Source organism: Streptomyces sp. NPDC041940 (assembly GCF_055589465.1).
In genome coordinates, this window is record NZ_JBVJBP010000001.1 from 733,356 (window position 1) to 756,597 (window position 23,242).

Annotated in this window: 20 protein-coding genes; 12 read left to right on the forward strand and 8 right to left on the reverse strand. The window is 71.0% G+C overall.

What is annotated here, in order from left to right; translation table 11 throughout:
• Positions 1–460 precede the first annotated feature (460 nt).
• From ACZ6I3_RS03160 to ACZ6I3_RS03185, 6 genes are all read left to right on the forward strand, one after another.
• Complete coding sequence (locus tag ACZ6I3_RS03160) at positions 461–2,341, forward strand: TraR/DksA family transcriptional regulator (RefSeq protein ID WP_469411157.1); 1,881 nt, start codon at positions 461–463, stop codon at positions 2,339–2,341.
• Between the two features lie 89 nt (positions 2,342–2,430).
• Positions 2,431–3,087 (forward strand): signal peptidase II, encoded by a 657-nt coding sequence (gene lspA / locus ACZ6I3_RS03165; protein WP_469411158.1) that lies wholly within the window; start codon positions 2,431–2,433, stop codon positions 3,085–3,087.
• Between the two features lie 45 nt (positions 3,088–3,132).
• Entirely contained in the window at positions 3,133–4,077 is a 945-nt protein-coding gene (locus tag ACZ6I3_RS03170; RefSeq protein WP_469411159.1) for an RluA family pseudouridine synthase, read from the forward strand.
• Positions 4,074–4,544: a GNAT family N-acetyltransferase gene (locus ACZ6I3_RS03175; protein ID WP_469411161.1), complete on the forward strand. Its 471-nt coding sequence runs from the start codon at positions 4,074–4,076 to the stop codon at positions 4,542–4,544. Before ACZ6I3_RS03170 ends, ACZ6I3_RS03175 begins: the two co-directional genes overlap by 4 nt.
• A 95-nt stretch (positions 4,545–4,639) precedes the next feature.
• Positions 4,640–6,226 carry a Na+/H+ antiporter gene (locus ACZ6I3_RS03180; protein ID WP_469411163.1) on the forward strand — a complete coding sequence of 529 codons (1,587 nt, stop codon included), beginning with the start codon at positions 4,640–4,642 and terminating at the stop codon, positions 6,224–6,226.
• Between the two features lie 55 nt (positions 6,227–6,281).
• Complete coding sequence (locus tag ACZ6I3_RS03185) at positions 6,282–7,022, forward strand: SDR family NAD(P)-dependent oxidoreductase (protein ID WP_469411164.1); 741 nt, start codon at positions 6,282–6,284, stop codon at positions 7,020–7,022.
• Positions 7,023–7,084: 62 nt separating this feature from the next.
• Here the strand turns inward: ACZ6I3_RS03185 and ACZ6I3_RS03190 are convergent, their stop codons facing one another.
• Entirely contained in the window at positions 7,085–8,215 is a 1,131-nt protein-coding gene (locus ACZ6I3_RS03190; RefSeq protein WP_469411167.1) for a mechanosensitive ion channel family protein, read from the reverse strand.
• Positions 8,216–8,323: 108 nt separating this feature from the next.
• Here ACZ6I3_RS03190 and ACZ6I3_RS03195 point away from each other — a divergent pair, with 108 nt between their 5' ends.
• Positions 8,324–8,905, forward strand: a complete 582-nt coding sequence (locus ACZ6I3_RS03195; protein WP_469411169.1) for a dienelactone hydrolase family protein — start codon at positions 8,324–8,326, stop codon at positions 8,903–8,905.
• Here ACZ6I3_RS03195 and ACZ6I3_RS03200 read toward each other — a convergent pair.
• From ACZ6I3_RS03200 to ACZ6I3_RS03215, 4 genes are all read right to left on the reverse strand, one after another.
• Positions 8,890–10,560 (reverse strand): alkaline phosphatase D family protein, encoded by a 1,671-nt coding sequence (locus tag ACZ6I3_RS03200; RefSeq protein WP_469411171.1) that lies wholly within the window; start codon positions 10,558–10,560, stop codon positions 8,890–8,892. The two genes, ACZ6I3_RS03195 and ACZ6I3_RS03200, sit on opposite strands and share 16 nt — an antisense overlap.
• A gap of 93 nt (positions 10,561–10,653) precedes the next feature.
• The gene (locus tag ACZ6I3_RS03205) at positions 10,654–11,472 is read right to left on the reverse strand and encodes a thioredoxin domain-containing protein (protein ID WP_469411173.1); all 819 of its coding nucleotides are present in this window, start codon (positions 11,470–11,472) and stop codon (positions 10,654–10,656) included.
• A gap of 103 nt (positions 11,473–11,575) precedes the next feature.
• Positions 11,576–12,271 carry a hypothetical protein gene (locus ACZ6I3_RS03210; RefSeq protein ID WP_469411682.1) on the reverse strand — a complete coding sequence of 232 codons (696 nt, stop codon included), beginning with the start codon at positions 12,269–12,271 and terminating at the stop codon, positions 11,576–11,578.
• Positions 12,272–12,352: 81 nt separating this feature from the next.
• Positions 12,353–13,678: a DUF2252 domain-containing protein gene (locus ACZ6I3_RS03215; protein ID WP_469411175.1), complete on the reverse strand. Its 1,326-nt coding sequence runs from the start codon at positions 13,676–13,678 to the stop codon at positions 12,353–12,355.
• Positions 13,679–13,892: 214 nt separating this feature from the next.
• Here ACZ6I3_RS03215 and dnaE point away from each other — a divergent pair, with 214 nt between their 5' ends.
• Positions 13,893–17,435 (forward strand): DNA polymerase III subunit alpha, encoded by a 3,543-nt coding sequence (gene dnaE, locus ACZ6I3_RS03220; RefSeq protein WP_469411177.1) that lies wholly within the window; start codon positions 13,893–13,895, stop codon positions 17,433–17,435.
• 96 nt (positions 17,436–17,531) lie between these two features.
• Here the strand turns inward: dnaE and ACZ6I3_RS03225 are convergent, their stop codons facing one another.
• Positions 17,532–17,696 carry a hypothetical protein gene (locus ACZ6I3_RS03225; RefSeq protein ID WP_469411179.1) on the reverse strand — a complete coding sequence of 55 codons (165 nt, stop codon included), beginning with the start codon at positions 17,694–17,696 and terminating at the stop codon, positions 17,532–17,534.
• Positions 17,697–17,918: 222 nt separating this feature from the next.
• On the opposite strand from ACZ6I3_RS03225, the gene ACZ6I3_RS03230 reads away from it, so the two are divergent.
• The 4 genes from ACZ6I3_RS03230 (at position 17,919) to ACZ6I3_RS03245 (ending at position 21,927) form a co-directional block, all read left to right on the forward strand.
• Positions 17,919–19,130 carry an NYN domain-containing protein gene (locus ACZ6I3_RS03230; RefSeq protein WP_469411181.1) on the forward strand — a complete coding sequence of 404 codons (1,212 nt, stop codon included), beginning with the start codon at positions 17,919–17,921 and terminating at the stop codon, positions 19,128–19,130.
• A gap of 123 nt (positions 19,131–19,253) precedes the next feature.
• Entirely contained in the window at positions 19,254–20,228 is a 975-nt protein-coding gene (locus tag ACZ6I3_RS03235; RefSeq protein ID WP_469411183.1) for an ABC transporter ATP-binding protein, read from the forward strand.
• 107 nt (positions 20,229–20,335) lie between these two features.
• A complete protein-coding gene (locus ACZ6I3_RS03240; protein ID WP_469411185.1) occupies positions 20,336–21,157 on the forward strand; it encodes an ABC transporter permease in 822 nt (273 codons plus the stop codon).
• A gap of 56 nt (positions 21,158–21,213) precedes the next feature.
• Entirely contained in the window at positions 21,214–21,927 is a 714-nt protein-coding gene (locus ACZ6I3_RS03245; protein ID WP_469411187.1) for an AAA family ATPase, read from the forward strand.
• A gap of 42 nt (positions 21,928–21,969) precedes the next feature.
• On the opposite strand, the gene ybaK is transcribed toward ACZ6I3_RS03245, so the two are convergent.
• Entirely contained in the window at positions 21,970–22,479 is a 510-nt protein-coding gene (gene ybaK / locus ACZ6I3_RS03250; RefSeq protein ID WP_469411189.1) for a Cys-tRNA(Pro) deacylase, read from the reverse strand.
• Positions 22,480–22,490: 11 nt separating this feature from the next.
• A complete protein-coding gene (locus ACZ6I3_RS03255; protein ID WP_469411190.1) occupies positions 22,491–23,231 on the reverse strand; it encodes an LON peptidase substrate-binding domain-containing protein in 741 nt (246 codons plus the stop codon).
• Between the last annotated feature and the right edge of the window lie 11 nt (positions 23,232–23,242).

Here is a 23,242-nt window from a genome sequence, read left to right on the forward strand (position 1 = left end):
TGCCGGTTCTACCGGCCGCTGCTGTTCGGCTGCGGCTTTCCTCCGGCGGCTCCGGGGTGATCTTCACGTCGCGCTCGCCCCCGGGCTTCCACCGTCCCCGGGTCGCTCTGGGCTGCGTACGCCGCTACTCGTCCCCATCCACGCTTTTCGCTCCGCCCAGTGTACGGCGCCGGGCGGACAGCGGCCGACCGCTTTTCGGGGCCGTCGGGGACGGGGTGATGTGGGAGGTGCGGTTTGGGTTTGATGACCCGAATGGCGAGGTATGGGTGTTCGGATCCTGGGACGTCCGGCTCGGCGGATTACCGGGCGGGGAGCTGGGCACAACGGATGCAGGTTCGCCGCGCGGCATGCGCGAGGCGGGCGAATCGGGCGGTGTGCCCCGTTGCCGCGGGACTCAAGTCGATTTATCGTCCCAGCACGATTCGCGAGCAAGGTCACAATATGTGAAGGGGCCGCGGCCATGGTGGCGAAGAAGACCGCCGTACAGCAGCCGGCGTCCGGCAGGTCCGCGGAGGCCTCCGGCGGTGCGCCCAAGGACCCGGGTGGGAAGAAGACCACCCGGGGAGGCTCGGCGGGGCGGGCGGCGAAGGGGGCGACCGAGAAGGCGACCGGGGGTACGAAGGCGGCTGTCACCAGGACCAAGGCGGCGGTCAAGAAGGTGACGGCCAAGAAGACGGCGGCGGGAAAGGCCGTGGCCAGGAAGGTCGCGGCCAGGACGACGGCGGCCAAGGGGCCGAGCGAAAAGGCTGGGGCCGAAGGGGCTGGGGCCGAGAGGGCTGGGGCCGAGGAGGCTGAGGTCGAGAAGGCCGCGGTTGAGAGAACTGCGGCCGAGAAGCCTGGGGTGGTCCAGGAGTCTGGGGCCCAGGAGTCTGAGGCTGAGAGGGCTGAGGCTGAGAAGGCGGCGGCCAAGCCGACGGCAGCCAAGAAGGCGGCGGCCAAGAAGGCTGCGGGAGCGAAAGCCGCTGCCGAGGAGGCTGAGGTTGCGAGGGCGGCAGCCAAGACGACGGCAGCCAAGAAGGCCGCGGCCGAGAAGGCTGCGGGAGCGAAAGCCGCTGCCGGGAAAGCCGCGGGTAAGAAGGCAGCGGCCGACAGGGCTGCTGCCGGTGAGGCGGCGGGGCAGAAGGCCTCCGGCGGGAAGGCCGCAGTCGGTGGGGCGGTGGAGCGGAAGGCCTCCGGCGGGAAGGCCGCAGTCGGTGGGGCGGTGGAGCGGAAGGCCTCCGGCAGGAAGGCCGCAGCCGGCGGGGCGGCGGGGCAGAAGGCTGTGGGCAGGAAGGCCGCAGCCGGCGGGGCGGCGGGGCGGAAGGCCTCCGGCGGGGAGGCCGCAGCCGGCGGGGCGGTGGAGCGGAAGGCATCCGGCAGCAAAGCCACAGCCGGCGGGGCGGTGGAGCGGAAGGCCTCCGGCGGGGAGGCCGCAGCCGGTGAGATGGCGGAGCGGAAGGCCTCCGACAGCACGGCCGCAGCCGGCGGGGCGGTGGAGCGGAAGGCATCCGGCAGCAAAGCCGCAGTCGGCGGGGCGGTGGAGCGGAAGGTCGTCGGTAAGAAGGCGGCTGCCGGTGAGGCGGCGGGGAAGAAGACGGCTGTCGGCGAGAGCGCGGGGAAGAAGGCAGTGGCCAGGAAGGCCGCCGCCGGTGAGGTCGCGGAGAAGAAGGCCGCGGTCAAGAGGGCGAAGGCCGCCAAGGCCGTCGCCGCGGGGAAGAGCGTCGGGGCCGAGGGCACGCGCGCCGGAGGCAAGAGCACCACCACGAAGAGCGCGACCGGAAAGGGCACTGCCCGGACCGGCGCGGTCACACAGGACAAGGCCGGGAACAGCACGGCCGAGAAGGCGGGCGCGGCCGAGGCCGCGACGCAGACGGGAGCGACCACGGTGGGTGCGAAGAAGACTCCTGGCACGGCGACGGCGGCCAAGACCGCCGTTCCGAAGGCACGGGTCGCCGCGGCGGAGCCCGGTGAGCTCGCGGTACGCCCCGGGGAGGACCCCTGGACGGAGGCGGAGGTCGAGGAGGCGCGTGCCGAGCTGACGTCCGAGGAGACCCGGCTGCGTGAGGAGATCACGTCGTCGGAGCGCTCGCTCGCCGGTCTGATGCGCGACTCCGGGGACGGCGCGGGCGACGACCAGGCGGACACCGGCTCCAAGAACATCACCCGCGAGCACGAGCTGGCCCTGGCCGCCAACGCGCGGGAGATGCTCACCCAGACCGAGCGCGCCCTGGACCGCCTCCACTCGGGCACCTACGGCCTGTGCGAGAGCTGCGGCAACCCCATCGGCAAGGCCCGGATGCAGGCCTTCCCGCGGGCCACGCTGTGCGTGGAGTGCAAGCAGAAGCAGGAGCGCAGGTACTGACCGGCGGCCGAATGCCTCCTGAGCACGTGGGGGGCACGGGGTGTGTCGTACCCTCGTCCTCAGTCAAGGACCTAGGTTGAGGGACTCACGTGGCAGAGGCGGAGCGCATCATCGGTACGCCGGACACACCGGATGCCGCCGGGGACGGGCGGGAACGGCCCGAGGACGCGGCGTCGGGCGAGCGCGCCGACTCCGAGGGCACCCGGGCCACCGGAGAGCCCGGCTCGGGTGAGCCGGAGCCCACGGCCCCGCAGCCCCGGGGCAAGCGCCGTATCGCGGTCCTGTTCGCCGTCGCCCTGTTCGCGTACGCCCTCGACCTGAGCACCAAGATGATCGTGGTGGCCAAGCTGGAGCACCACCCGCCCATCGAGATCATCGGGGACTGGCTGAAGTTCGAGGCGATCCGCAACGCGGGTGCGGCCTTCGGCTTCGGCGAGGCCTTCACGGTGATCTTCACCATGATCGCGGCGGCGGTGATCGTGGTGATCGCCCGGCTCGCCCGCAAGCTCTACAGCCTGCCCTGGGCGCTCGCGCTCGGACTGCTGCTCGGCGGTGCGCTGGGCAACCTCACCGACCGGATCTTCCGTGCGCCGGGTGTCCTCGAGGGCGCCGTCGTGGACTTCATCGCGCCCAAGCACTTCGCCGTCTTCAACCTGGCCGACTCGGCGATCGTGTGCGGCGGCATCCTGATCGTGCTGCTGTCGTTCAAGGGGCTCGACCCGGACGGCACCGTCCACAAGGACTGACAGGCGCCGTACGGGACTGTCGGACCCGTCCGGCATACTCGACGGGTGAGCACGATTCCCGAGATCCGCACCCTGCCCGTGCCCGACGGACTGGAGGGCGAGCGCGTCGACGCCGCCATCTCCCGCATGTTCGGCTTCTCCCGGACCAAGGCGGCCGAACTCGCCGCCGCGGGAAAGGTCGCGGTCGACGGGTCGGTGGTCGGAAAGTCGGAGCGCGTGCACGGCGGCGCCTGGCTGGAGGTCGAGATGCCACAGGCGCCCGCGCCGGTGCAGGTGGTGGCCGAGCCGGTCGAGGGCATGGAGATCGTGCACGACGACGATGACGTGGTCGTGATCGTCAAGCCGGTGGGCGTCGCCGCGCACCCGTCGCCGGGCTGGACCGGGCCGACCGTCATCGGAGGCCTGGCCGCCGCCGGGTACCGGATCTCCACCTCCGGGGCCGCGGAGCGCCAGGGCATCGTGCACCGCCTCGACGTCGGCACCTCCGGGCTGATGGTCGTCGCCAAGTCGGAGCGCGCCTACACGTCGCTGAAGCGCCAGTTCAAGGAGCGCACGGTCGACAAGCGGTACCACACGCTCGTCCAGGGCCACCCCGACCCGACCAGCGGCACCATCGACGCGCCCATCGGCCGCCACCCCCACCACGACTACAAGTGGGCGGTCACCGCCGAGGGCAAGGCGTCCGTCACGCACTACGACCTCATCGAGGCCTTCCGCGCGGCGTCGCTCCTCGACGTGAAGCTGGAGACCGGCCGCACCCACCAGATCCGCGTCCACATGGCGGCCCACCGGCACCCCTGCGTCGGCGACCTGACCTACGGCGCCGACCCGACCCTCGCCAAGCGCCTCGGCCTGACCCGCCAGTGGCTGCACGCGGTGCGCCTCGGCTTCGAGCACCCCGGGGACGGTCAGTGGGCCGAGTTCTCCTGCGACTACCCGGAGGACCTGCAGAAGGCCCTGGAGCAGGTCCGGGAGGAGACGTACGCGTGAGCAGCTCGCGGTATGCGGTGCGTGTCGCGGAGGACCTCGCCGACCGTGAGGCGTGCTTCGCGGTGCGCAAGGAGGTCTTCGTCGGCGAGCAGGGCGTGCCGGAGGACCTCGAGTACGACGCGTACGACGCGGAGGCCGTGCATGTGCTGGCCGTCCGGGAGGACGGCGTGCCGCTCGGGACCGGGCGGCTGCTGTACGGCGAGGCGGCCGCGGCGCAGACCGGAGCCGGCCCGTCCGTGGGCTCCCTCGGCCGGCTCGCCGTGTCCGGCGAGGCGCGCGGCCTCGGTGTCGGGGTCGCCCTGGTGCGGGCCATCGAGGACGCGGCACGCGCCCGGGGGCTCGCGGCCGTGGACCTGCACGCCCAGACGCACGCGCTGGGCTTCTACGCGCGGCTCGGCTACGAGGCGTACGGGCCGGAGTATCTGGAGGCGGGTATCCCGCACCAGGGGATGCGGCGTTCGCTGTAGCCGTCCGCCGCGGGTGCCGAAACGGTTTGTCCGTGGAGTTGCGTGGCAGGCTTGAGTTCAGTCGTGTGACCGTCTGACCTCCCGGAGCGCTGACCGTGGATCAGTTGGCCCTGTTGTTCGTGCTGCTGCTCGGGGCCGTGATCAGCGTCCCGGTCGGGGACCGGCTGGGGATGCCCGCGCCGGTGCTGATGACGCTCCTGGGCATAGTCCTCGCGCTGCTCGAGTTCGTACCGAACGTCGAGATCCCGCCGGACCTCATCCTGCCGCTGCTGCTGCCGCCCCTGCTGTACGCCGCCGTGCGGCGCACATCGTGGCGGCAGTTCGCGGCGAACAAGAGACCCATCTTCCTGCTGGCCGTGGCGCTGGTGTTCGTCACCATGGCCTGTGTGGCCGCCACGGCCGACGCGATCGTGCCGGGGCTGCCGCTCGCCGCGGCGTTCGCGCTCGGCGCGCTGGTGGCGCCGCCGGACCCGGTCGCCGCGACCGCGGTCGCCGGGCAGCTGGGGCTGCCGCGCCGGCTGGTGTCGATCCTGGAGGGCGAGGGGCTGTTCAACGACGTGACGGCCATCGTCCTCTACCACGTGGCGATCGCCGCCGCCGTCAGCGGGACGTTCTCGCCCTGGCAGGCCGGCCTCGATCTGGTGCTATCGGCCGTGGTGGGGGCGGCCGTGGGCATCGCGCTGGGCTGGGGCGCGAACAAGCTGATGGAGCTGCTCGGGGACGCGACCCTGCAGATCGGGCTGACGCTGCTGGTGCCGTACGCCTCGTACGTCATGGCCGAGGAACTGCACGGCTCCGGCGTGCTCGCCGTGCTCACCACGGCGGTGTTCCTCGCGGAGTACGGGTCCGACGCCGACGACGTCATGACACGGCTGGCCGGGCACACGTTCTGGAACATCGTCGACACGCTCGTCACCGGCGTCGCGTTCGGGCTGGTCGGTCTCGAGCTGCACAACGCCATTCGCACCGCGTCCGGCCGGTGGGGCGAGCTGCTCGGCTGGGCGGCGGTCGTGGTGGTCGTCGTCGTGTTCGTACGGCTGTTGTGGCTGCTGCCGGCGACCTGGCTGACCAAACGGCTGCACGCGCGGCGGGACTACGACGAGGACATCCCGGTGAGCTGGCGCGAGACCGTGGTGATGTGGTGGTCGGGGATGCGCGGGGTGGCCTCGGTGGCGTTGGTCCTGGCCATTCCGCTGGAGACGGACGCGGGGGCGCCCTTCCCCAACCGGGACGAGCTCATCTTCATCGCGTTCGGGGTGATCGTGGCGACGCTGGTGGTGCAGGGGCTGACGCTGCCGTGGCTGGTGCGGCGGCTGGGCGTGAAGGCCGACACGGACCACGAGAAGGAACTCGCCAAGGAGCTGGCGATCCGGGCGTCCAAGGCGGCGAAGCGGAGGCTGCGCGAGATCGAGGAGGAAGAAGAGCTCCCCGAGGAACTGTCCGAGCAGATGCTGCGGCGGGCCTTCGACATCGGGATCCGGATCAGTCCCGAAGTCGCGGAGGACGAGCGGCGGGAGGCCTCCCGGGAGCGCGCGCGGCGGCTGAAGCGGGTGCGGCGGATCCAGCAGGAGATGCTGAGCGCCGCGCGGCACGAGGTGCTGGCGGCGCGGAGTGAGCCGGGGGCCGATCCGGAGGTCGTGGACCGGGTGTTGCGCCATCTTGATGTGCGCTCGATGCGGTGACCGGATCCCGGCGGGGTCTTCGCCGTCGGCGGCTGACGGGTCGTAGGGTCACCGTATGGCTCGGAATGTGGTGATCAGTGGTGGGGGGACCGGGATCGGGCTCGCGGCGGCCCGGGCGTTCGCCGCGGGCGGGGACCAGGTCCTGTTGCTCGGGCGGCGGGCCGAGGTGCTGGAGAAGGCCGGGGTGCCGGGGGCGCGGACGTATGCGGCGGATCTCACCGAGCCGGCGGACGTGCGGGGTGTCGCCGGTTTCGTGGAGCGGGAGTTCGGGGCCGTCGACGTGCTCGTGCACAGCGCCGGAGGCAACGGGCTGCTCGAGCCGGACCCCGGGAGCGACGATCCGCTAGAGGCCGTCGCGCACAGCTGGACCGTGAACTTCCGGCTCAACACCCTGACCGCCGTGCTGCTCACCGAGGCGCTGAAGCCGCGCCTCGCCGAGCCCGGCGGGCGGGTGCTGTTCCTCGGATCCATCGCCGCCTACCGGGGATCCGGGAGCGGCGCCTACGCGGCGGCCAAGGCGGGTCTGCATCCCTACGCCCATGATCTGGCCCGGCAGCTGGGGCCGCGCGGCATCACCGTGAACGTGGTCGCGCCCGGCTATGTCGAGGACACCGAGTTCTTCGGGGACGCGATGAGCGAGGAGCGGCGGGCGCGGCTCGTCGAGGAGACCTCCAACGGGCGGGCCGGGACCCCCGGTGACGTCGTCGAGACCCTCCACTGGCTGGCCTCTTCGGGTGCCGGGCACATCACCTCCCAGATCATCCAGGTCAACGGCGGCGCCGAACGCGGTCACTGACCGCACGAGGAGGGGGCTGCCCGTACCGCGGGCAGCCCCCTCCTTTCGGTCAGCTCGCGTCGTCAGCGCTCCGGCCGCGCCGAGCCGTGGTAGCGGCGCTGCTGGTTCGGGACACCGTCCGAGGACGGGCGGTGGCCGTTGCCGTTCCAGGACGGCGGCAGGAGCGCGTCCGCCGTGTTGACCCGGGGGAGGGCGTACGGGTGCTCCTCGGCCAGCCAGCGGACCATCTCCTCGCGGACCGTGACCCGTACCGTCCAGATGTCGTCCGCGTCCTTGGCCGTCACCAGGGCCCGCACCTGCAAGGTGCTCGGGGTGGTGTCCGTGACGCACAGGTTGTAGGCGCGGCCGTCCCAGGCCGGGCACTCGCGCAGGATGTCGCGGAGCTTCTCGCGCATCTCCTCCACGGGGGCCGTGTGGTCGACGTGCCAGAAGACGATGCCGGTCATCTGCGGGGTGCCGCGCGACCAGTTCTCGAACGGCTTGGACGTGAAGTACGAGACCGGCATGGTGATCCGGCGCTCGTCCCAGGTGTGGACGGTCAGGAACGTCAGCGTGATCTCCTCGACCGTGCCCCACTCGCCGTCCACCACCACGGTGTCCCCGATGCGCACCATGTCGCCGAAGGCGATCTGGAAGCCCGCGAACATGTTGCTCAGCGTGGACTGGGCGGCGACACCGGCGACGATGCCGAGGATGCCGGCCGAGGCCAGCAGCGAGGCGCCCGCCGCCCGGAACGCCGGGAACGTCAGCAGCATGCTCGCCGTGGCCACCACGCCGACGACCGCGGACACCACCCGCATGATCAGCGTCACCTGGGTGCGCACGCGGCGGACCCTGGCCGGGTCGCGGTGGGCCCGGGCGCTGGCGTACCGGCTGTAGGACGTCTCGACGATCGCCCCCGCGATACGGATCACCAGCCAGGCCGCCGACCCGATGAGCAGCAGCGTCAGCGCCTGGCCCAGACCCTCGCGGCGGTCCTCCAGCAGTTGCGCCTCGTCGTACGACCCTCTCAGGAGGGCGGCGAAGAGCACCAGCTGGTAGGGAATGCGCCCGCGGCGGAGCAGGCCCCACAGCTGGGTCTCGTGATGTCGTTCGTCGGCCTTGCGCAGAAGGAAGTCGGTGGCCCAGCCGATCACCAGCGTGAGCACGACCGAGCCACCGACCACGATCAGCGGTCGCAGCAGGTTTTCCATGCCCCCGAACCTAACCGGCCATGGGCGGGCATGAACATGTGACTTCCGTCCGGTCGCGGGTACTGCCGCGATCTCGTGCTGTCACACCCGGCTGGCACCATGGGTTTCATGAACATCATGCTCTTTCACTCGACCCAGGGGCTGCGGCCCGCGGTGCTCCAGGCCGCTGACCGGCTGCGCACGGCCGGACACGAGGTGTGGACGCCCGACCTCTTCGAGGGGCGCACCTTCGAGGCGGTCGAGGAGGGCATGGAGCACCAGGAGAAGATCGGCAAGGACGAGCTGCTGAAGCGGGCCGTGCTGGCCGCCGCGCCCTACTCCGAGCGCGGGCTGGTGTACGCGGGATTCTCGCTCGGCGCCTCGATCGCCCAGACCCTCGCCCTGGGCGACGACAAGGCGCGCGGGCTGCTGCTCCTGCACGGCACGTCGGACATCGCGCCGGACGCCACGGCGGACGACCTGCCGGTCCAGCTGCACGTGGCGGAGCCGGATCCCTTCGAGACGGACGACTGGCTCAGCGCCTGGTACCTCCAGATGGGCCGGACCGGCGCGGACGTCGAGGTGTACCGGTACGCCGGGGCCGGCCACCTCTACACCGACCCCGACCTGCCGGACTACGACGAGGAGGCCGCAGAGTCCACCTGGCGGGTGGCGCTCGGCTTCCTCGACTCGCTTCAGACCGGGTCGTAGACCCGCTCGAGCTTCTGTGTGCCGCTGCGGGTGCGGTAGGAGCGGGTCCACTTGGTGGTCGCGTCGCGGTTCGCGCGGTCGGAGAGGACGTAGTAGTCCATCTGGGCGCGCTCGGCCGTGATGTCCAGGACGCCGTAGCCGTGGCGGTCGGTGTCGACCCAGTGGACGTGCCGGTTGGCGGCGCGGATGACGGGTGAGGCGACCGCGGAGACCGTGCCCTCCGGGACCTTGACGATGTCGTCGAGGTTGTCCGAGGTGACCGAGGTGACGACGAACTCCGTGGCGGCGGACGGGGACAGCGGGTACGTGCCGGCGTCCACCGGTACGTCGTTGGCCCAGGCCATGTGGATGTCGCCGGTGAGGAACACCGTGTTGCGGATCGCGTTCGCGCGCAGGTGGGCGAGGATCTCGCGGCGGTCGTCGGTGTAGCCGTCCCACTGGTCGGTGTTGAGGGCCAGGCCCTCCTGCGGCAGGCCGAGCAGCTTGGCGAGGGGCTTCAGCAGGTCGGCGGAGAGCGAGCCTATGGCGAACGGCGAGATCATCACCGGGTTGCCGACCAGCCGCCAGGTGGTGTCGGACGACTTCAGCCCCGCCTTGAGCCAGTCGAGCTGGGCGCGGCCGGTGAGCGTGCGGTCCGGGTCGTCGACCTCGCCGTTGCCCACCTTGACCTGCTGCGAGCGGAACGACCGCAGGTCCAGCAGCGAGAGGTCGACCAGCTTGCCGAAGCGCAGCCGGCGGTAGGTGGTGCCCGCGATCGCCGGACGCACCGGCATCCACTCGAAGTAGGCCTGCTTGGCGGCGGCCTGGCGGGCGGACCAGGCGCCCTCCGCGCCCTCCGTGTGGTTCTCGGCACCGCCCGTCCAGGCGTCGTTGGCGAACTCGTGGTCGTCCCAGATCGCCACGACCGGGGCCGTGGTGTGCAGGGCCTGGAGGTCCGGGTCGGTCTTGTACCGCGCGTGCCGTATGCGGTAGTCGGCGAGCGTGACGATCTCGTGGGCCGGGGCGTGCGGGCGTACGACCTTGCCCCGCGTGCCGTACTCGCCGGTGCCGTACTCGTAGATGTAGTCGCCGAGGTGCAGCCAGGCGTCCAGGTCGCCGCGGGCCGCGAGATGGCGGTACGAGGAGAAGTACCCGGCTTCCCAGTTGGCGCAGGAGACCACGCCGAAGCGGAGGTTCGTGACGGCGGCGTCGTGCGCGGGGGCCGTGCGGGTGCGCGCGGCGGGGGAGTCGGTGCCGCCGGAGGAGAAGCGGAACCAGTAGTCGGTGGCCGGCCTGAGGCCCCGGATGTCGGCCTTCACCGTGTGGTCGGAGGAGGCCTTCGCGGTGGTGGAGCCCTTGGCGACGATCGTGCCGAACGCCCGGTCCTCGGCGACGACCCAGCTCACCTCCGTGTCCGGGCCGAGACCGGAGCCGGGTATGGCCTCCGGGACGGGCGTCACGCGGGTCCACAGCAGGACGCCGTCGGGCAGGGGGTCACCGGAGGCGACGCCGTGCAGGAAGGCGGGAGCCTGATCGGCGGCGCGCGCGGGCAGGGAGGCGGCGAGCGGCCCGGCCAGGACAGCGGTCGCCGCCGCGGCCTTGACGACCGTACGGCGGCGGGGGTTGAGGGAGTTGAGGCCCTCGGATGTCTTCGATGATCTGTATCGACTGGTCACGGTCGATCAGGTTACTGATCAGTATGCACCAGAGCGGGCGAACTCCGGAAAGTTCGCCCGCTCTTCACGCCGTGGCCCGTACCGGACCCGCCGTCACTTCTTGAGGGCCTCGCCGACCACCCTGTTGAAGTCGGCCACGGTCATCAGCGGCGTGCCCTGGTTGTCGGCGGTGAGCTGCTTGCCGTCCATGGCGAAGCCAGGCGTGCCCTGCACGCCTTCCTTGTTGTCGTCGAAGGTCTTCGACATGGCCATCGCCCAGGCGTCGTAGGTGCCCTTCTCGACCGCGTCCTGGAACTTCTTGTTGCCCTTCAGCTCGGGGACGCTGTCCGCGACCTTGATCAGGTAGCTGTCGTCCTTGAACTTGTCGGTCGTCTCCTCCGGGTGGAACTTCGCCGAGTACAGGGCGGCCTTGTAGTCGAGGAACGCCTTGTCGCTCACGTTCAGCGCGGCGCCCATGGCGCTCAGGGCGTTCTTGGAGCCCTCGCCGTTGTCCTTGTTGTCGATGAAGGTGGCGCCGACGAACTGCATCTTGTACTTGCCGTCGTCGATGTCCTTCTTCACGGTCGGGCCGACGGTCTGCTCGAACTGGGCGCACACGGGGCAGCGCGGGTCCTCGAAGACCTTCAGGGTCTTCTTCGCCGAATCCTTGCCGATGACGACGGTGGTGCCCTTGGCGCCCGTGGTGTTGGCCGGCGTGGCGACCTTGGCGTCCTCCAGGCCCTTCCAGTAGCTGGGCTTGTTGGCCTGGACGACCGCGTAGCCGATGCCGCCGGCTATCGCCAGCACGCCGACGATGGAGCAGGCGACGACGACCTGCCGCTTGGCCTTCGCGCGCTTGGCCTCGCGCTCGCGCTCGACGCGCAGCCGCTCGCGGGCCGCCGTCTTCGCCGCCTGGGTGTTCCGCTTGCTCATGGTGATGTTCTCCGTAAGGGGACGCGCACACGTGGGTGTGCGGAATGCGTAGGGGGACTGCCTGTGCTCGAAGAGCTCGAAGGCACGAAAAGTGCGGGATGCCTCAGACGAGGGCGGGCGAGCACGGCGGTCCACGCCGTCCCAGGGAGTACGTGAGGATCCGGTCGCGGGCGGTGGGCGTGCGGTCGGCGGCGCGCGACGGCAGACACCGCCCGGCCGGAGCCCGCCCCACCGCGACCGCGGCGACCGCCAGCAGCAGTGGCCGGAAGGTCGTGGCCCCCACGGCCCGCAGCAGCTGGGCCAGGGCCCGCTCGCCGCGGCGCAGCCAGACGGCGGCGACCAGCCCCACGCCGATGTGCGCGCCGAGCAGCAGCCAGGCGGTGGCCGGGTCGGCGTGCGCGACCGCGGCCGCCAGCCGGTCGGTGCCGGTGGCCCCGGCCATGCGCGCCAGCGGGGTGCCCACCTCGCCGCCCCCGCACAGCACATCCAGGCCGACCGAACGCAACGGACCGGCGACCGGGCCGCCCGCCTTGCCGTAGCAGGCGTGCTGACCTGCGGTGAACACCGTGTCGGCGGCCAGTTCCAGCGGGATCAGCAGGGCCGCGATCCTCCCGAAGGAGCGCTCGCGGCCCGCCAGGGCGTACGCGATCGCGAACACGGCGGCGGCGACCGCGGCCACCGTGCCCACCGGGAGGGGGACCTGGGACAGCAGCACGTGCGACGCGGTGCTGAGCGTCACGACCACGGCCGTGAACAGCGCCGCGCGTACGGCTCTGAGCTGGATCCCGGATATGTCCATAGCGAAGGGAGAGTCTGTCATGGGGGCCTGTAAGGGACCCCTAAAGGATGCCTGTGAGGGTGCGGATGGCAAAAGCCCCGGCTACAGGCCCGGGATCCGGCCGTTGCGGAACAGGTCCACGAAGGTCTGGTGGTCGGCACGCGCGCGTGCGCCGTAGCCGTGCGCGAAGTCGACCAGCAGCGGCGGGAAGCCGTCCTCGTCGGCCGCGATCGCCGCGTCGATGGCCCGCTCCGTGGAGAACGGCACCAGGGACTCCCCGGACTGGTCGTCCGCCGCCGAGTGCATCGTGGCCGTCGCCCGGCCGAGGTCGGCCACCACCTGGGCGATCTCCTCCGGGTCGTCGATGTCGCCCCAGTCGAGATCCACCGCGTACGGCGAGACCTCGGCGACCAGCTGGCCCGAGCCGTCCAGCTCCGTCCAGCCCAGCCACGGGTCGGCGTGGGCCTGGAGGGCGCGCTGGGAGATGACCGTGCGGTGCCCCTCGTGCTGGAAGTAGTCCCGGATCGCCTGGTCCGTGATGTGCCGGGAGACGGCCGGGGTCTGGGCCTGCTTGATGTAGATCACGACATCGTTCTCCAGGGCGTCGCTGTGGCCCTCCAGGAGGATGTTGTACGACGGCAGCCCTGCCGAGCCGATGCCGATGCCGCGCCGGCCGACGACGTCCTTCACGCGGTAGGAGTCCGGGCGGGCCAGCGAGCTGTCCGGCAGCGTCTCCAGGTAGCCGTCGAAGGCGGCGAGGACCTTGTAGCGGGTGGCCGCGTCCAGCTCGACGGAGCCGCCGCCCGGCGCGAAGCGGCGCTCGAAGTCGCGGATCTCCGTCATCGACTCCAGCAGGCCGAACCGGGTCAGCGAGCGGGCGTCACGCAGCGCGTCCAGCAGCGGTCCCTGCGCGGTGTCCAGCGTGAACGGGGGCACCTCGTCGCTCTTCGCACCCGTGGCCAGGGCGTGGATCCGCTCGCGGTACGCGACCGCGTAGATCGTCACCAGCTCGGAGATCTGCTCGTCGCTGAGCGCCTTCGCGTACCCGATCAGCGCGATGGACGCGGCGAAGCGCTTCAGGTCCCAGGTGAAGGGGCCGACGTAGGCCTCGTCGAAGTCGTTGACGTTGAAGATCAGCCGGCCGTTGGCGTCCATGTACGTGCCGAAGTTCTCCGCGTGCAGGTCGCCGTGGATCCACACGCGCGAGGTGCGCTCGTCCAGGTACGGCCCGCCCCGCTTCTCCGCCTCGAGGTCCTTGTAGAAGAGGCACGCCGTGCCCCGGTAGAAGGCGAAGGCGGAGGCCGCCATCTTCCGGAACTTCACACGGAACGCGGCCGGGTCGGCGGCCAGCAGCTGGCCGAAGGCGGTGTCGAAGACGGCGAGGATCTCCTCGCCGCGGTGCTCGTCGTCGAGCGGCGGGAACGACATCGCTGGGTGCCTCCTGGTGCAGATGTTCAGGGCGGCAGGTCCGCCCCCTGACTAACGTGCGGCGGGTCGCGGGAGTGCCCGCGACCCTCGCATGAAGGTACGCGGGTCAGCCCTCGGAGTGTCAGTGCCGAGGCATAGACTTCGACGCTGTCCCCCAGACTGCGCGCAGCCTGCCGGACCCCGATCGATCTCGTTTCCTCTGGAGGCCGAAACCGTGTCAAAGCCGCCGTTCACGCACCTGCACGTCCACACCCAGTACTCGCTGCTGGACGGTGCCGCGCGGCTGAAGGACATGTTCAACGCGTGCAACGAGATGGGCATGTCGCACATCGCCATGTCCGACCACGGCAACCTCCACGGGGCGTACGACTTCTTCCACACCGCGCAGAAGGCCGGGGTCACGCCGATCATCGGCATCGAGGCGTATGTCGCGCCCGAGTCCCGCCGCAACAAGCGCAAGATCCAGTGGGGCCAGCCGCACCAGAAGCGGGACGACGTCTCCGGTTCCGGTGGCTACACCCACAAGACGATGTGGGCGGTGAACAGCACCGGTCTGCACAACATCTTCCGCCTGTCCTCCGACGCGTACGCGGAGGGCTGGCTCCAGAAGTGGCCCCGGATGGACAAGGAGACCATCTCCCAGTGGTCCGAGGGCATCGTCGCCTCCACCGGCTGCCCCTCCGGCGAGGTCCAGACCCGGCTGCGCCTCGGCCACTTCGACGAGGCCCTCAAGGCCGCCGCCGACTACCAGGACATCTTCGGCAAGGAGCGCTACTTCCTGGAGCTGATGGACCACGGCATCGAGATCGAGCGCCGGGTCCGCGACGGCCTGCTGGAGATCGGCAAGAAGCTCGGCATCCCCCCGCTGGTCACCAACGACTCGCACTACACGTACTCGCACGAGTCGGTCGCCCACGACGCCCTGCTGTGCATCCAGACCGGCAAGAACCTCTCCGACCCCGACCGCTTCAGGTTCGACGGCACCGGCTACTACCTGAAGTCCACCGACGAGATGTACGCCATCGACTCCTCGGACGCCTGGCAGGAGGGCTGCGCCAACACCCGGCTGGTCGCCGAGATGGTCGACACCACGGGCATGTTCGAGAAGCGCGACCTGATGCCCAAGTTCGACATCCCCGAGGGGTACACCGAGGTCACCTGGTTCAAGGAGGAGGTCCGCCGCGGCATGGAGCGCCGCTTCTCGGGCGCCGTCCCCGACGACCGCCAGAAGCAGGCCGAGTACGAGATGGACACCATCATCTCGATGGGCTTCCCGGGCTACTTCCTCGTGGTCGCCGACTTCATCATGTGGGCCAAGAAGCAGGGCATCGCGGTCGGCCCCGGCCGAGGCTCCGCGGCCGGCTCGATCGTCGCCTACGCCATGGGCATCACCGACCTCGACCCCATCCCGCACGGACTGATCTTCGAGCGGTTCCTCAACCCCGAGCGCGTCTCCATGCCCGATGTCGACATCGACTTCGACGAGCGCCGGCGCGTCGAGGTGATCCGGTACGTGACCGAGAAGTACGGCGCCGACAAGGTCGCCATGATCGGCACGTACGGCACCATCAAGGCCAAGAACGCGATCAAGGACTCCGCGCGTGTGCTGGGCTACCCGTACGCGATGGGCGACCGCCTCACCAAGGCCATGCCCGCCGACGTCCTCGGCAAGGGCATCAACCTCGACGGCATCACCAACCCCGAGCACCCCCGCTACTCGGAGGCGGGCGAGATCCGGGGGATGTACGAGAACGAGCCGGACGTGAAGAAGGTCATCGACACCGCCAAGGGCGTCGAGGGCCTGGTCCGCCAGATGGGTGTGCACGCCGCCGGCGTGATCATGTCCAGCGAGACGATCACCGACCACGTGCCCGTCTGGGTCAGGCACACGGACAAGGTGACCATCACCCAGTGGGACTACCCGAGCTGTGAGTCGCTCGGCCTGCTGAAGATGGACTTCCTCGGCCTGCGCAACCTGACGATCATGGACGACGCCGTCAAGATGGTGAAGTCCAACAAGGGGGTCGACATCGACCTCCTGAGCCTCCCGCTCGACGACCCCACGACCTTCGACCTGCTCCAGCGCGGCGACACCCTCGGCGTCTTCCAGTTCGACGGCGGCCCGATGCGCTCCCTGCTCCGGCTGATGAAGCCGGACAACTTCGAAGACATCTCCGCCGTGTCGGCCCTGTACCGTCCGGGCCCGATGGGCATGAACTCCCACACGAACTACGCCCTTCGCAAGAACGGCCAGCAGGAGATCACGCCCATCCACAAGGAGCTCGAAGAGCCCCTCAGGGAGGTCCTGGACGTCACCCACGGCCTGATCGTCTACCAGGAGCAGGTGCAGAAGGCCGCCCAGATCATCGCCGGCTACTCGCTCGGCGAGGCCGACATCCTCCGCCGCGTGATGGGCAAGAAGAAGCCCGAGGAGCTGGCGAAGAACTTCGTCCTCTTCCAGGAGGGCGCCCGCAAGAAGGGCTACAGCGACGAGGCCATCCAGGCCCTGTGGGACGTGCTGGTGCCGTTCGCCGGCTACGCGTTCAACAAGGCGCACTCCGCCGCGTACGGCCTGGTCTCCTACTGGACCGCCTATCTCAAGGCGAACCACCCCGCCGAGTACATGGCCGCCCTGCTCACCTCGGTGAAGGACGACAAGGACAAGTCGGCCGTCTACCTCAACGAGTGCCGCCGTATGGGCATCAAGGTGCTCCCGCCGGACGTCAACGAGTCGATGTCCAACTTCGCGGCCCAGGGCGACGACGTGATCCTCTTCGGCCTCTCCGCCGTCCGCAACGTCGGCACGAACGTCGTCGAGTCGATCATCAGGTGCCGCAAGGCCAAGGGGAAGTACGTCTCCTTCCCGGACTACCTCGACAAGGTGGAGGCGGTGGTCTGCAACAAGCGCACCACCGAATCGCTGATCAAGGCCGGCGCCTTCGACGCCATGCACCACACCCGCAAGGGCCTGACCGCGCACTACGAACCGATGATCGACAACGTGGTGGCGGTCAAGCGCAAGGAGGCCGAGGGCCAGTTCGACCTCTTCGGCGGCATGGGCGAGGCGGCCGAGACCAGCGAGCCGGGCTTCGGTCTCGACGTGGAGTTCTCCCCCGACGAGTGGGACAAGACCTATCTGCTCGCCCAGGAGCGGGAGATGCTCGGTCTGTACGTCTCCGACCACCCGCTGTTCGGGCTGGAGCACATCCTGTCCGACAAGGCCGACGCGGGCATCTCCCAGCTGACCGGAGGTGACTACTCCGACGGCTCCGTGGTGACCATCGGCGGCATCATCTCCGGTCTCCAGCGCAAGATGACCAAGCAGGGCAACGCCTGGGCCATCGCCACCGTCGAGGACCTCGCCGGCTCGATCGAGTGCATGTTCTTCCCCGCGACCTACCAGCTCGTCTCGACGCAACTCGTCGAGGACGCCGTGGTGTTCGTCAAGGGCCGTCTCGACAAGCGTGAGGACATCCCGCGGCTCGTCGCGATGGAGCTGATGGTGCCGGACCTGTCGAACGCGGGTACCAACGCGCCCGTGATCCTCACCATCCCGGCCACCCGGGTCACCCCGCCCCTGGTCAGCCGCCTCGGTGAGGTGCTCAGCCACCACAAGGGCGACAGCGAGGTCCGGATCAAGCTCCAGGGGCCGACCAAGACCACCGTGCTGCGTCTGGACCGGCACCGGGTGAAGCCGGACCCGGCGCTCTTCGGTGACCTGAAGGTGCTGCTCGGGCCGTCCTGCCTGGCCGGCTGAGGGCTCTCGACGCGCGTGAGGGGCGTACCCGGTACCGGGTACGCCCCTCACGCATATGCGCAAGTGGGTGGGTCTCAACGACCCGTCACGCAGATGTCAGTTGTGGCCGAAGCTGCGCTTGCGCTTACGGGTCGCCAGGTCGCCGGGGGCGGCCGCCTCGACCTCGGGCTGGGGCTCCGTCTGCGCCGCGGGGCTGCGGTCCGCCCGCTGGCCACGCTCGGTGGGACGCTGCTTGCGTTCACGGTTCTTGTTCTTGGCCATGGTGGTGCCTCCTGTGGGGGATCTAGGGGCCAGGGCCGGGACCAGATTCACACAGGCCGACAACGATCGCATGTCGGACAATTACCGTGCGTGACAGGGCCGGTCGGAGCGGGAACTCCCGAAACGCCACGCCGAAGATCGAGTTCCGGCCGTTAACCTCCGCCCCGTCGGGCAGACTCGAAGCAAGCCCGAAGCAAACCTCCTGGGAAGAGGGTGAGTCGTGTGGACCGCTGCATCGTCCTGGTGGACGCGGGGTATCTGCTGGGAGCCGCGGCGAGTCTCCTCGCCGGGGAGCCCTCACGGTCCCGCATCACCGTCGACCACACGGCCCTCATCCAGGGGCTGCGCGAACGCGCCGAGTCCGATACACAGCAGCCCCTGCTGCGCATCTACTGGTTCGACGGCGCCCCCGACCGCGTCCCGCAACCGGAGCACCGCCGGCTGCGCGTGATGCCCCGGGTCACCGTCCGGCTCGGTGCCCTGACCCGCAGCGACGGGCGCTGGGCGCAGAAGGGCGTGGACGCCGCGATGCACGCCGAGCTCACCGAGCTGGCCCGCAACCGCGCCTGCTCCGACGTCGTCCTCGTCACCGGCGACGGCGACCTGCTGCCCGGCATGATGGCCGCCAAGGAGCACGGCGTCGCCGTCCACCTGTGGGCCGTCCAGGCCGCCGACGGCGACTACAACCAGTCCGAGGACCTGGTCGCCGAGGCCGACGAGCGGCGCGTCCTGGACCGGACGTGGATCACCAAGGCGGTCCGCGCCAAGGAGTACACCGGCGTGTGCGCCCCGCAGCCCGTGCCGCGGCCCGAGATCGCCGCGATCCTCTCCGCGCCGCTGCCCGAGTCCTCGCTGGCCGCCACGGCCGAGCGGACCGCCCCGCCGCCCCCGCACCCGGCGGCCGGCCCCGGGCAGAACGGCACCGAGGAGCGGGTCCCGGCCCCCAAAGGCGTCCCCACGCCCAAAGACCTGGCGGCCCTGCGCGCCCCCGGAACCCAGCCCGCCCAGCCCCCCGCCTCCGCCACCCTCCGCTGGTCCTCCGACAAGGGCTGGGTCGACCGGCCCACGGCCGAGCCCCCAGAAGCCGCCTCGATGCCGACGCTCGCCCAGCTGACCACGGCCGAGCAGCGGTGGGCCGACCGCGAGGAGGACATCACCACGGTCGGCGGCGACCCGTACGAGGTCGGGCAGGTCTTCGCACGGCGCTGGGTGGAGCGCCTCGGCGACCAGGGCCAGCTGCCGAAACTGTCCGGGATGTACCCGCGCATCCCGCACCGGGTCGACGGGGAGCTGCTGCGCTACGCCGCCCGCTTCGGCCTGCTCGCCCACAAGGACGACCAGATCGACGAGCGGGACCGGTACGCCATCCGGGCCGGTTTCTGGCGGGAGATCGGCGTGCGCACGGGCGTGGAGCACACGCCCGTCGGCGACTGAGATCCATGCGAGCGGATTTCCTGGAATGGACCGACCCGAGAACCGGCCGGGGTTCCCGACCCCGTAGTCTCGTCCCTTGTGAGTAAGCGCGCGGCACAGGCATTTCGGCACGATGGTGACGTCGTGTGCGCGGTCCGCGGGCTGACCAAGACCTATCCGGCGGTCCGGGGCCGACGCGGCGCACCGGGAACTCCCGAGGTCCGGGCCACGGACGACGTACGGCTGGACATCCGGCGCGGCGAGATCTTCGGCCTGCTCGGGCCGAACGGCGCCGGCAAGTCCACCCTCGTACGGCAGCTCACCGGGCTGATGCGGCCCGACCGCGGCAGCGTGGAGATCCTCGGGCACGACATCGTGCGCCACCCGGAACGGGCCGCGCGCATCCTCGCCTACCTCGGGCAGGAGTCGACCGCCCTGGACGAGCTGACCGTGTCGCTCGCCGCCGAGACCACCGGGCGGCTGCGCGGTCTGGATGTACGGGCCGCGCGGGCCGAGCGGGACGATGTACTGGACGAGCTGGGGCTCGCGCCCCTCGCCGGGAGGCCGCTGAAGAAGCTCTCCGGGGGCCAGCGGCGCCTGGCGTGCTTCGCCGCGGCACTGGTGGGGGAGCGCTCGCTGCTCGTGCTCGACGAGCCGACCTCCGGCATGGACCCGGTGGCACGGCGGGCCGTGTGGTCCGCCGTCGACCGGCGGCGCGCCGAACGGGGGACGACGGTCCTGCTCGTCACCCACAACGTCATCGAGGCCGAGACCGTACTGGACCGGGTGGCCGTCCTCGACCGGGGAAAGGTGATCGCCTGCGACACCCCGGCCGGGCTCAAGGAGCAGGTCGCCGGTGAGGTGCGGGTGGAGCTGGTCTGGCGGGACTCCCCGCCGCTGCACGTCCCCGAGGTGGCCGCGCTGCGGGACCGCGTCGTGGAGTCGGGCCGCCGCTGGACGCTCCGGCTCGGGCCCGAGGAGGCCCGGGCGGTCGTCGCCACCGTCACCGGCGGGGCCGCCTTCGCCGCACTGGACGACTTCACGCTGGCCACGCCCAGCCTGGAGGACGTGTACCTGGCCCTGGGCGGTGCCGTGCAGCAGGGGCTGGTGAAGGCGTGAGGAGTACCGGGGCCTTGAGTGCGGGCGGCTTGAGTACACAGGCCGCCGCATACGTACCGAACAGGGCGACTGCCGCAGTGGACCCGAGCGAAGGGGAGCAGCGCGACGTGAGTGTCGTACCCGCCGATGTCCTGCCGGGCAGTGCCCTGGCCGTGGAGGAGCCCGCCGCGTGCGCGGCCGAGCTCGGGCCCAGGGCGCGGCTGTGGCCTTCGCTGGCGGCCGTGTACCGGGCCCAGTTGTCCCGGGCGCGGGTCGCGCGGATCCCGCTGCTGTTCGTGGCGACCTTCCAGTCGGTCGGGATCATGATCCTGATGCGCGGGGTCGTGGACGACGGGGCGGAGGCGCAGGCGGTCGTGGCCGGGTCTTCGGTCCTGGTCGTCGCCTTCGTCGCGCTGAACCTGCTCGCTCAGTACTTCGGGCAGCTGCGGGCCAGCGGCGGACTCGACCACTACGCGACCCTGCCGGTGCCGCCGGCGGCGGTGGTGCTGGGCGCGGCGGGCGCGTACGCCTCGTTCACCGTGCCGGGGACCATCGTGACGGCGGTGTTCGGCTGCGCGCTGTTCGGGCTGCCGCTGGCCCATCTGTGGGTCCTCATGGCCGTCATCCCGCTCGCGGGCGCCGCGCTCGCCGGACTGGGGGCGGCGCTGGGGCTGCTCGCGCCCCGGCCGGAGCTGGCCACGCTGCTCGGACAGCTGGGCATGTCGGCGGCGCTGCTGCTGGGCGTGCTGCCGGCGGACCGGATGCCGGAGGTCGTGCGCTTCGCGCGGGACCTGCTGCCGTCGACGTACGGCGTCGAAGCTTTCGCGCGGACGTTCGATCCCCATCCCGACTGGGCCTTCGTGCTCGGTGACCTCGCCGTGTGCGGTGTGGTGGGCGTCGTCTCGCTGGCCGTGGCGACCTGGGCGTACCGCAGGGCAGCCGTCCGGTGAGCGCGGAGCGGTCGTCCGGTGACGCGGCGCACAGGCGGGACTGGCACGATGGCAGGGTGACCGCACCACTGACTCCGCCACCGCCACCGCATGAACGTTCCGCGCAGGACGCGTGGCAGCCGCCGGCCACCGGGCCCGGGGCGAACGGGCCCCAGGCTCCCGGGTCTCAGCATGCCGAGTACGCCGAGTATGCCGGGCACGGCTGGTACGGACAGGACGGCCCCGGCATGAAGACCGAAGTGCGGGAAGCCGCCGTGATCTCGCTGGCCGTGGCGCTCGGCGGGGTGCTGCTCGGAGTGCTGTGGTGGTGGCTCGCGCCGCACGTGCCGCTGGTGGGTGACGTGGCGGAGGGCAACTGGGTCGTCTTCCTCAAGGACACCGAGGGCGAGCAGGCCGTCGGTGTCGACGGCGTGTTCACGCTGCTCGCGCTGGGCTTCGGGGCCGTCAGCGCGCTGGTCGTGTTCCTGCTGCGGCGGCGCGGGGGTGTGCCGCTGGTGGTGGGGCTGGCCCTCGGCGGGCTGCTCGGGTCGTTGCTGGCGTGGCGGCTCGGGGTGTGGCTCGGGCCCGCGGAGGATGTCATCGCGCGGGCGAGGGATGTGGGGCGGGGGGTGACGTTCTCCGCGCCGTTGAAGCTGGGCGCGAAGGGGGCGTTGCTGGCCTGGCCGCTTGCCGCGCTGGTGTTGCACCTGGGGCTCACGGCGTTGTTCGGGCCTCGGGATCCGGAACCGGAGTTTCCCGAGGGGCCGTATCAGGCGCCGCCTGCCGCGTAGGTGCTCGGCGGTGGGGCTGGGCGCGGCCGGGCAGGCTGGGCGCTAGGCAGTCGCGCGTCCGATGGGAGCCAGGACCCCTTCTGTGAGCTTCTGGAGGGCCTCCGGGGACAGTTCCACCTCCAGGCCCCTGCGGCCCGCCGAGACGCAGATCGTCGGGTGGGTCGAGGCCGAGTCGTCGAGGACCGTCGGGAGCCTCTTGCGCTGGCCCAGGGGTGAGATGCCGCCCCGCACGTAACCCGTGGTGCGTTCCGCCAGGGTCGGGTCGGCCATCGTGGCGCGTTTGCCGCCGACCGCTGCCGCCAGGGCCTTGAGGTCCAGCTGGCCCGCGACCGGGACCACCGCGACCGTCAACGCGCCGTCGACGTCCGCCACCAGGGTCTTGAAGACCCGGTCCGGTGAGACGCCCATCGCCTCGGCCGCCTCCTCGCCGTAGGACGGGTGGGCGGGGTCGTGGTCGTAGGAGTGGACGGTGAAATCCACGCCCGCCGTCGTGAGCGCGACCGTGGCGGGCGTGCCCCCCGGCTGCTGTTGCTTCTTCGACTTCTTCGCCATGCCGGTCCGCTTCAGTTGAGGCTCATCGGGCCGCGCGTCAGTTCCGACGCCGGCAACGACGGCAGATTACGGATGATGGCCGTCTCCGAGCGAAGGAGTTTCAGCTCGTCGCGCAGGCGGGACGCCGTGTCGGGGGACTGGAGCAGGCGTTGCTTGGACGGGGTGTCCAGCATCATCGCCGCCGCCACCAGATACGACACCACGCCCGGCTCGTCGGGCAGCTCGGCACCGGTCGCCAGGGAGCGTTCCCGCGCGCCGGCCAGCCGCTTCTGGTACTGGCGGAAGGACCGCAGCACCCCCTCGGCCAACGGCGCGGCCTCGTCGCCGGGCTCCTCGGGCAGCGTCTCCAGCTCGGCCGTCAGGAAGGGGCCGGAGGCGTCGACGGACAGCAGCCGCACCCGGGAGGTGCCGGTCGCCAGCACTTCGAAGGAGCCGTCGGTCCGCTCCCGGATCGTCGCCGCGTCCGCCACACAGCCCACCTTGTGGAACGCCTTGACCGGGTCCGCGCCGAAACCGGCCAGCGGGCCCTTCTCGGGCAGGGCCGTCGGGTCGGGCAGGCCGGGCGAGCTCAGGGCCACCTCGTGGCCGTCGCGGATCGCCACGACGGCGAACCGGCGCGGCTCGTCCTCCGGGGTCTTCAGCAGCTCGCGCATCATGGCGCGATACCGCTCCTCGAAGACGTTGAGCGGGAGCACGAGCCCCGGGAACAACACCGAGTTCAGGGGGAAGAGGGGGAGCCGGACGGTGGTCACGACGCAAAAGC

What these genes read in the sequence shown, in the direction of transcription:
- ACZ6I3_RS03160 (WP_469411157.1), top strand. Translation starts at nt 461, where the DNA reads ATGGTGGCGAAGAAGACCGCCGTACAGCAGCCGGCGTCCGGCAGGTCC.
- ACZ6I3_RS03185 (WP_469411164.1), top strand. Translation starts at nt 6,282, where the DNA reads ATGGCTCGGAATGTGGTGATCAGTGGTGGGGGGACCGGGATCGGGCTC.
- ACZ6I3_RS03190 (WP_469411167.1), bottom strand. Translation starts at nt 8,215, where the DNA reads ATGGAAAACCTGCTGCGACCGCTGATCGTGGTCGGTGGCTCGGTCGTG.
- ACZ6I3_RS03195 (WP_469411169.1), top strand. Translation starts at nt 8,324, where the DNA reads ATGAACATCATGCTCTTTCACTCGACCCAGGGGCTGCGGCCCGCGGTG.
- ACZ6I3_RS03205 (WP_469411173.1), bottom strand. Translation starts at nt 11,472, where the DNA reads ATGAGCAAGCGGAACACCCAGGCGGCGAAGACGGCGGCCCGCGAGCGG.
- ACZ6I3_RS03210 (WP_469411682.1), bottom strand. Translation starts at nt 12,271, where the DNA reads ATGGACATATCCGGGATCCAGCTCAGAGCCGTACGCGCGGCGCTGTTC.
- ACZ6I3_RS03215 (WP_469411175.1), bottom strand. Translation starts at nt 13,678, where the DNA reads ATGTCGTTCCCGCCGCTCGACGACGAGCACCGCGGCGAGGAGATCCTC.
- ACZ6I3_RS03225 (WP_469411179.1), bottom strand. Translation starts at nt 17,696, where the DNA reads ATGGCCAAGAACAAGAACCGTGAACGCAAGCAGCGTCCCACCGAGCGT.
- ybaK (WP_469411189.1), bottom strand. Translation starts at nt 22,479, where the DNA reads ATGGCGAAGAAGTCGAAGAAGCAACAGCAGCCGGGGGGCACGCCCGCC.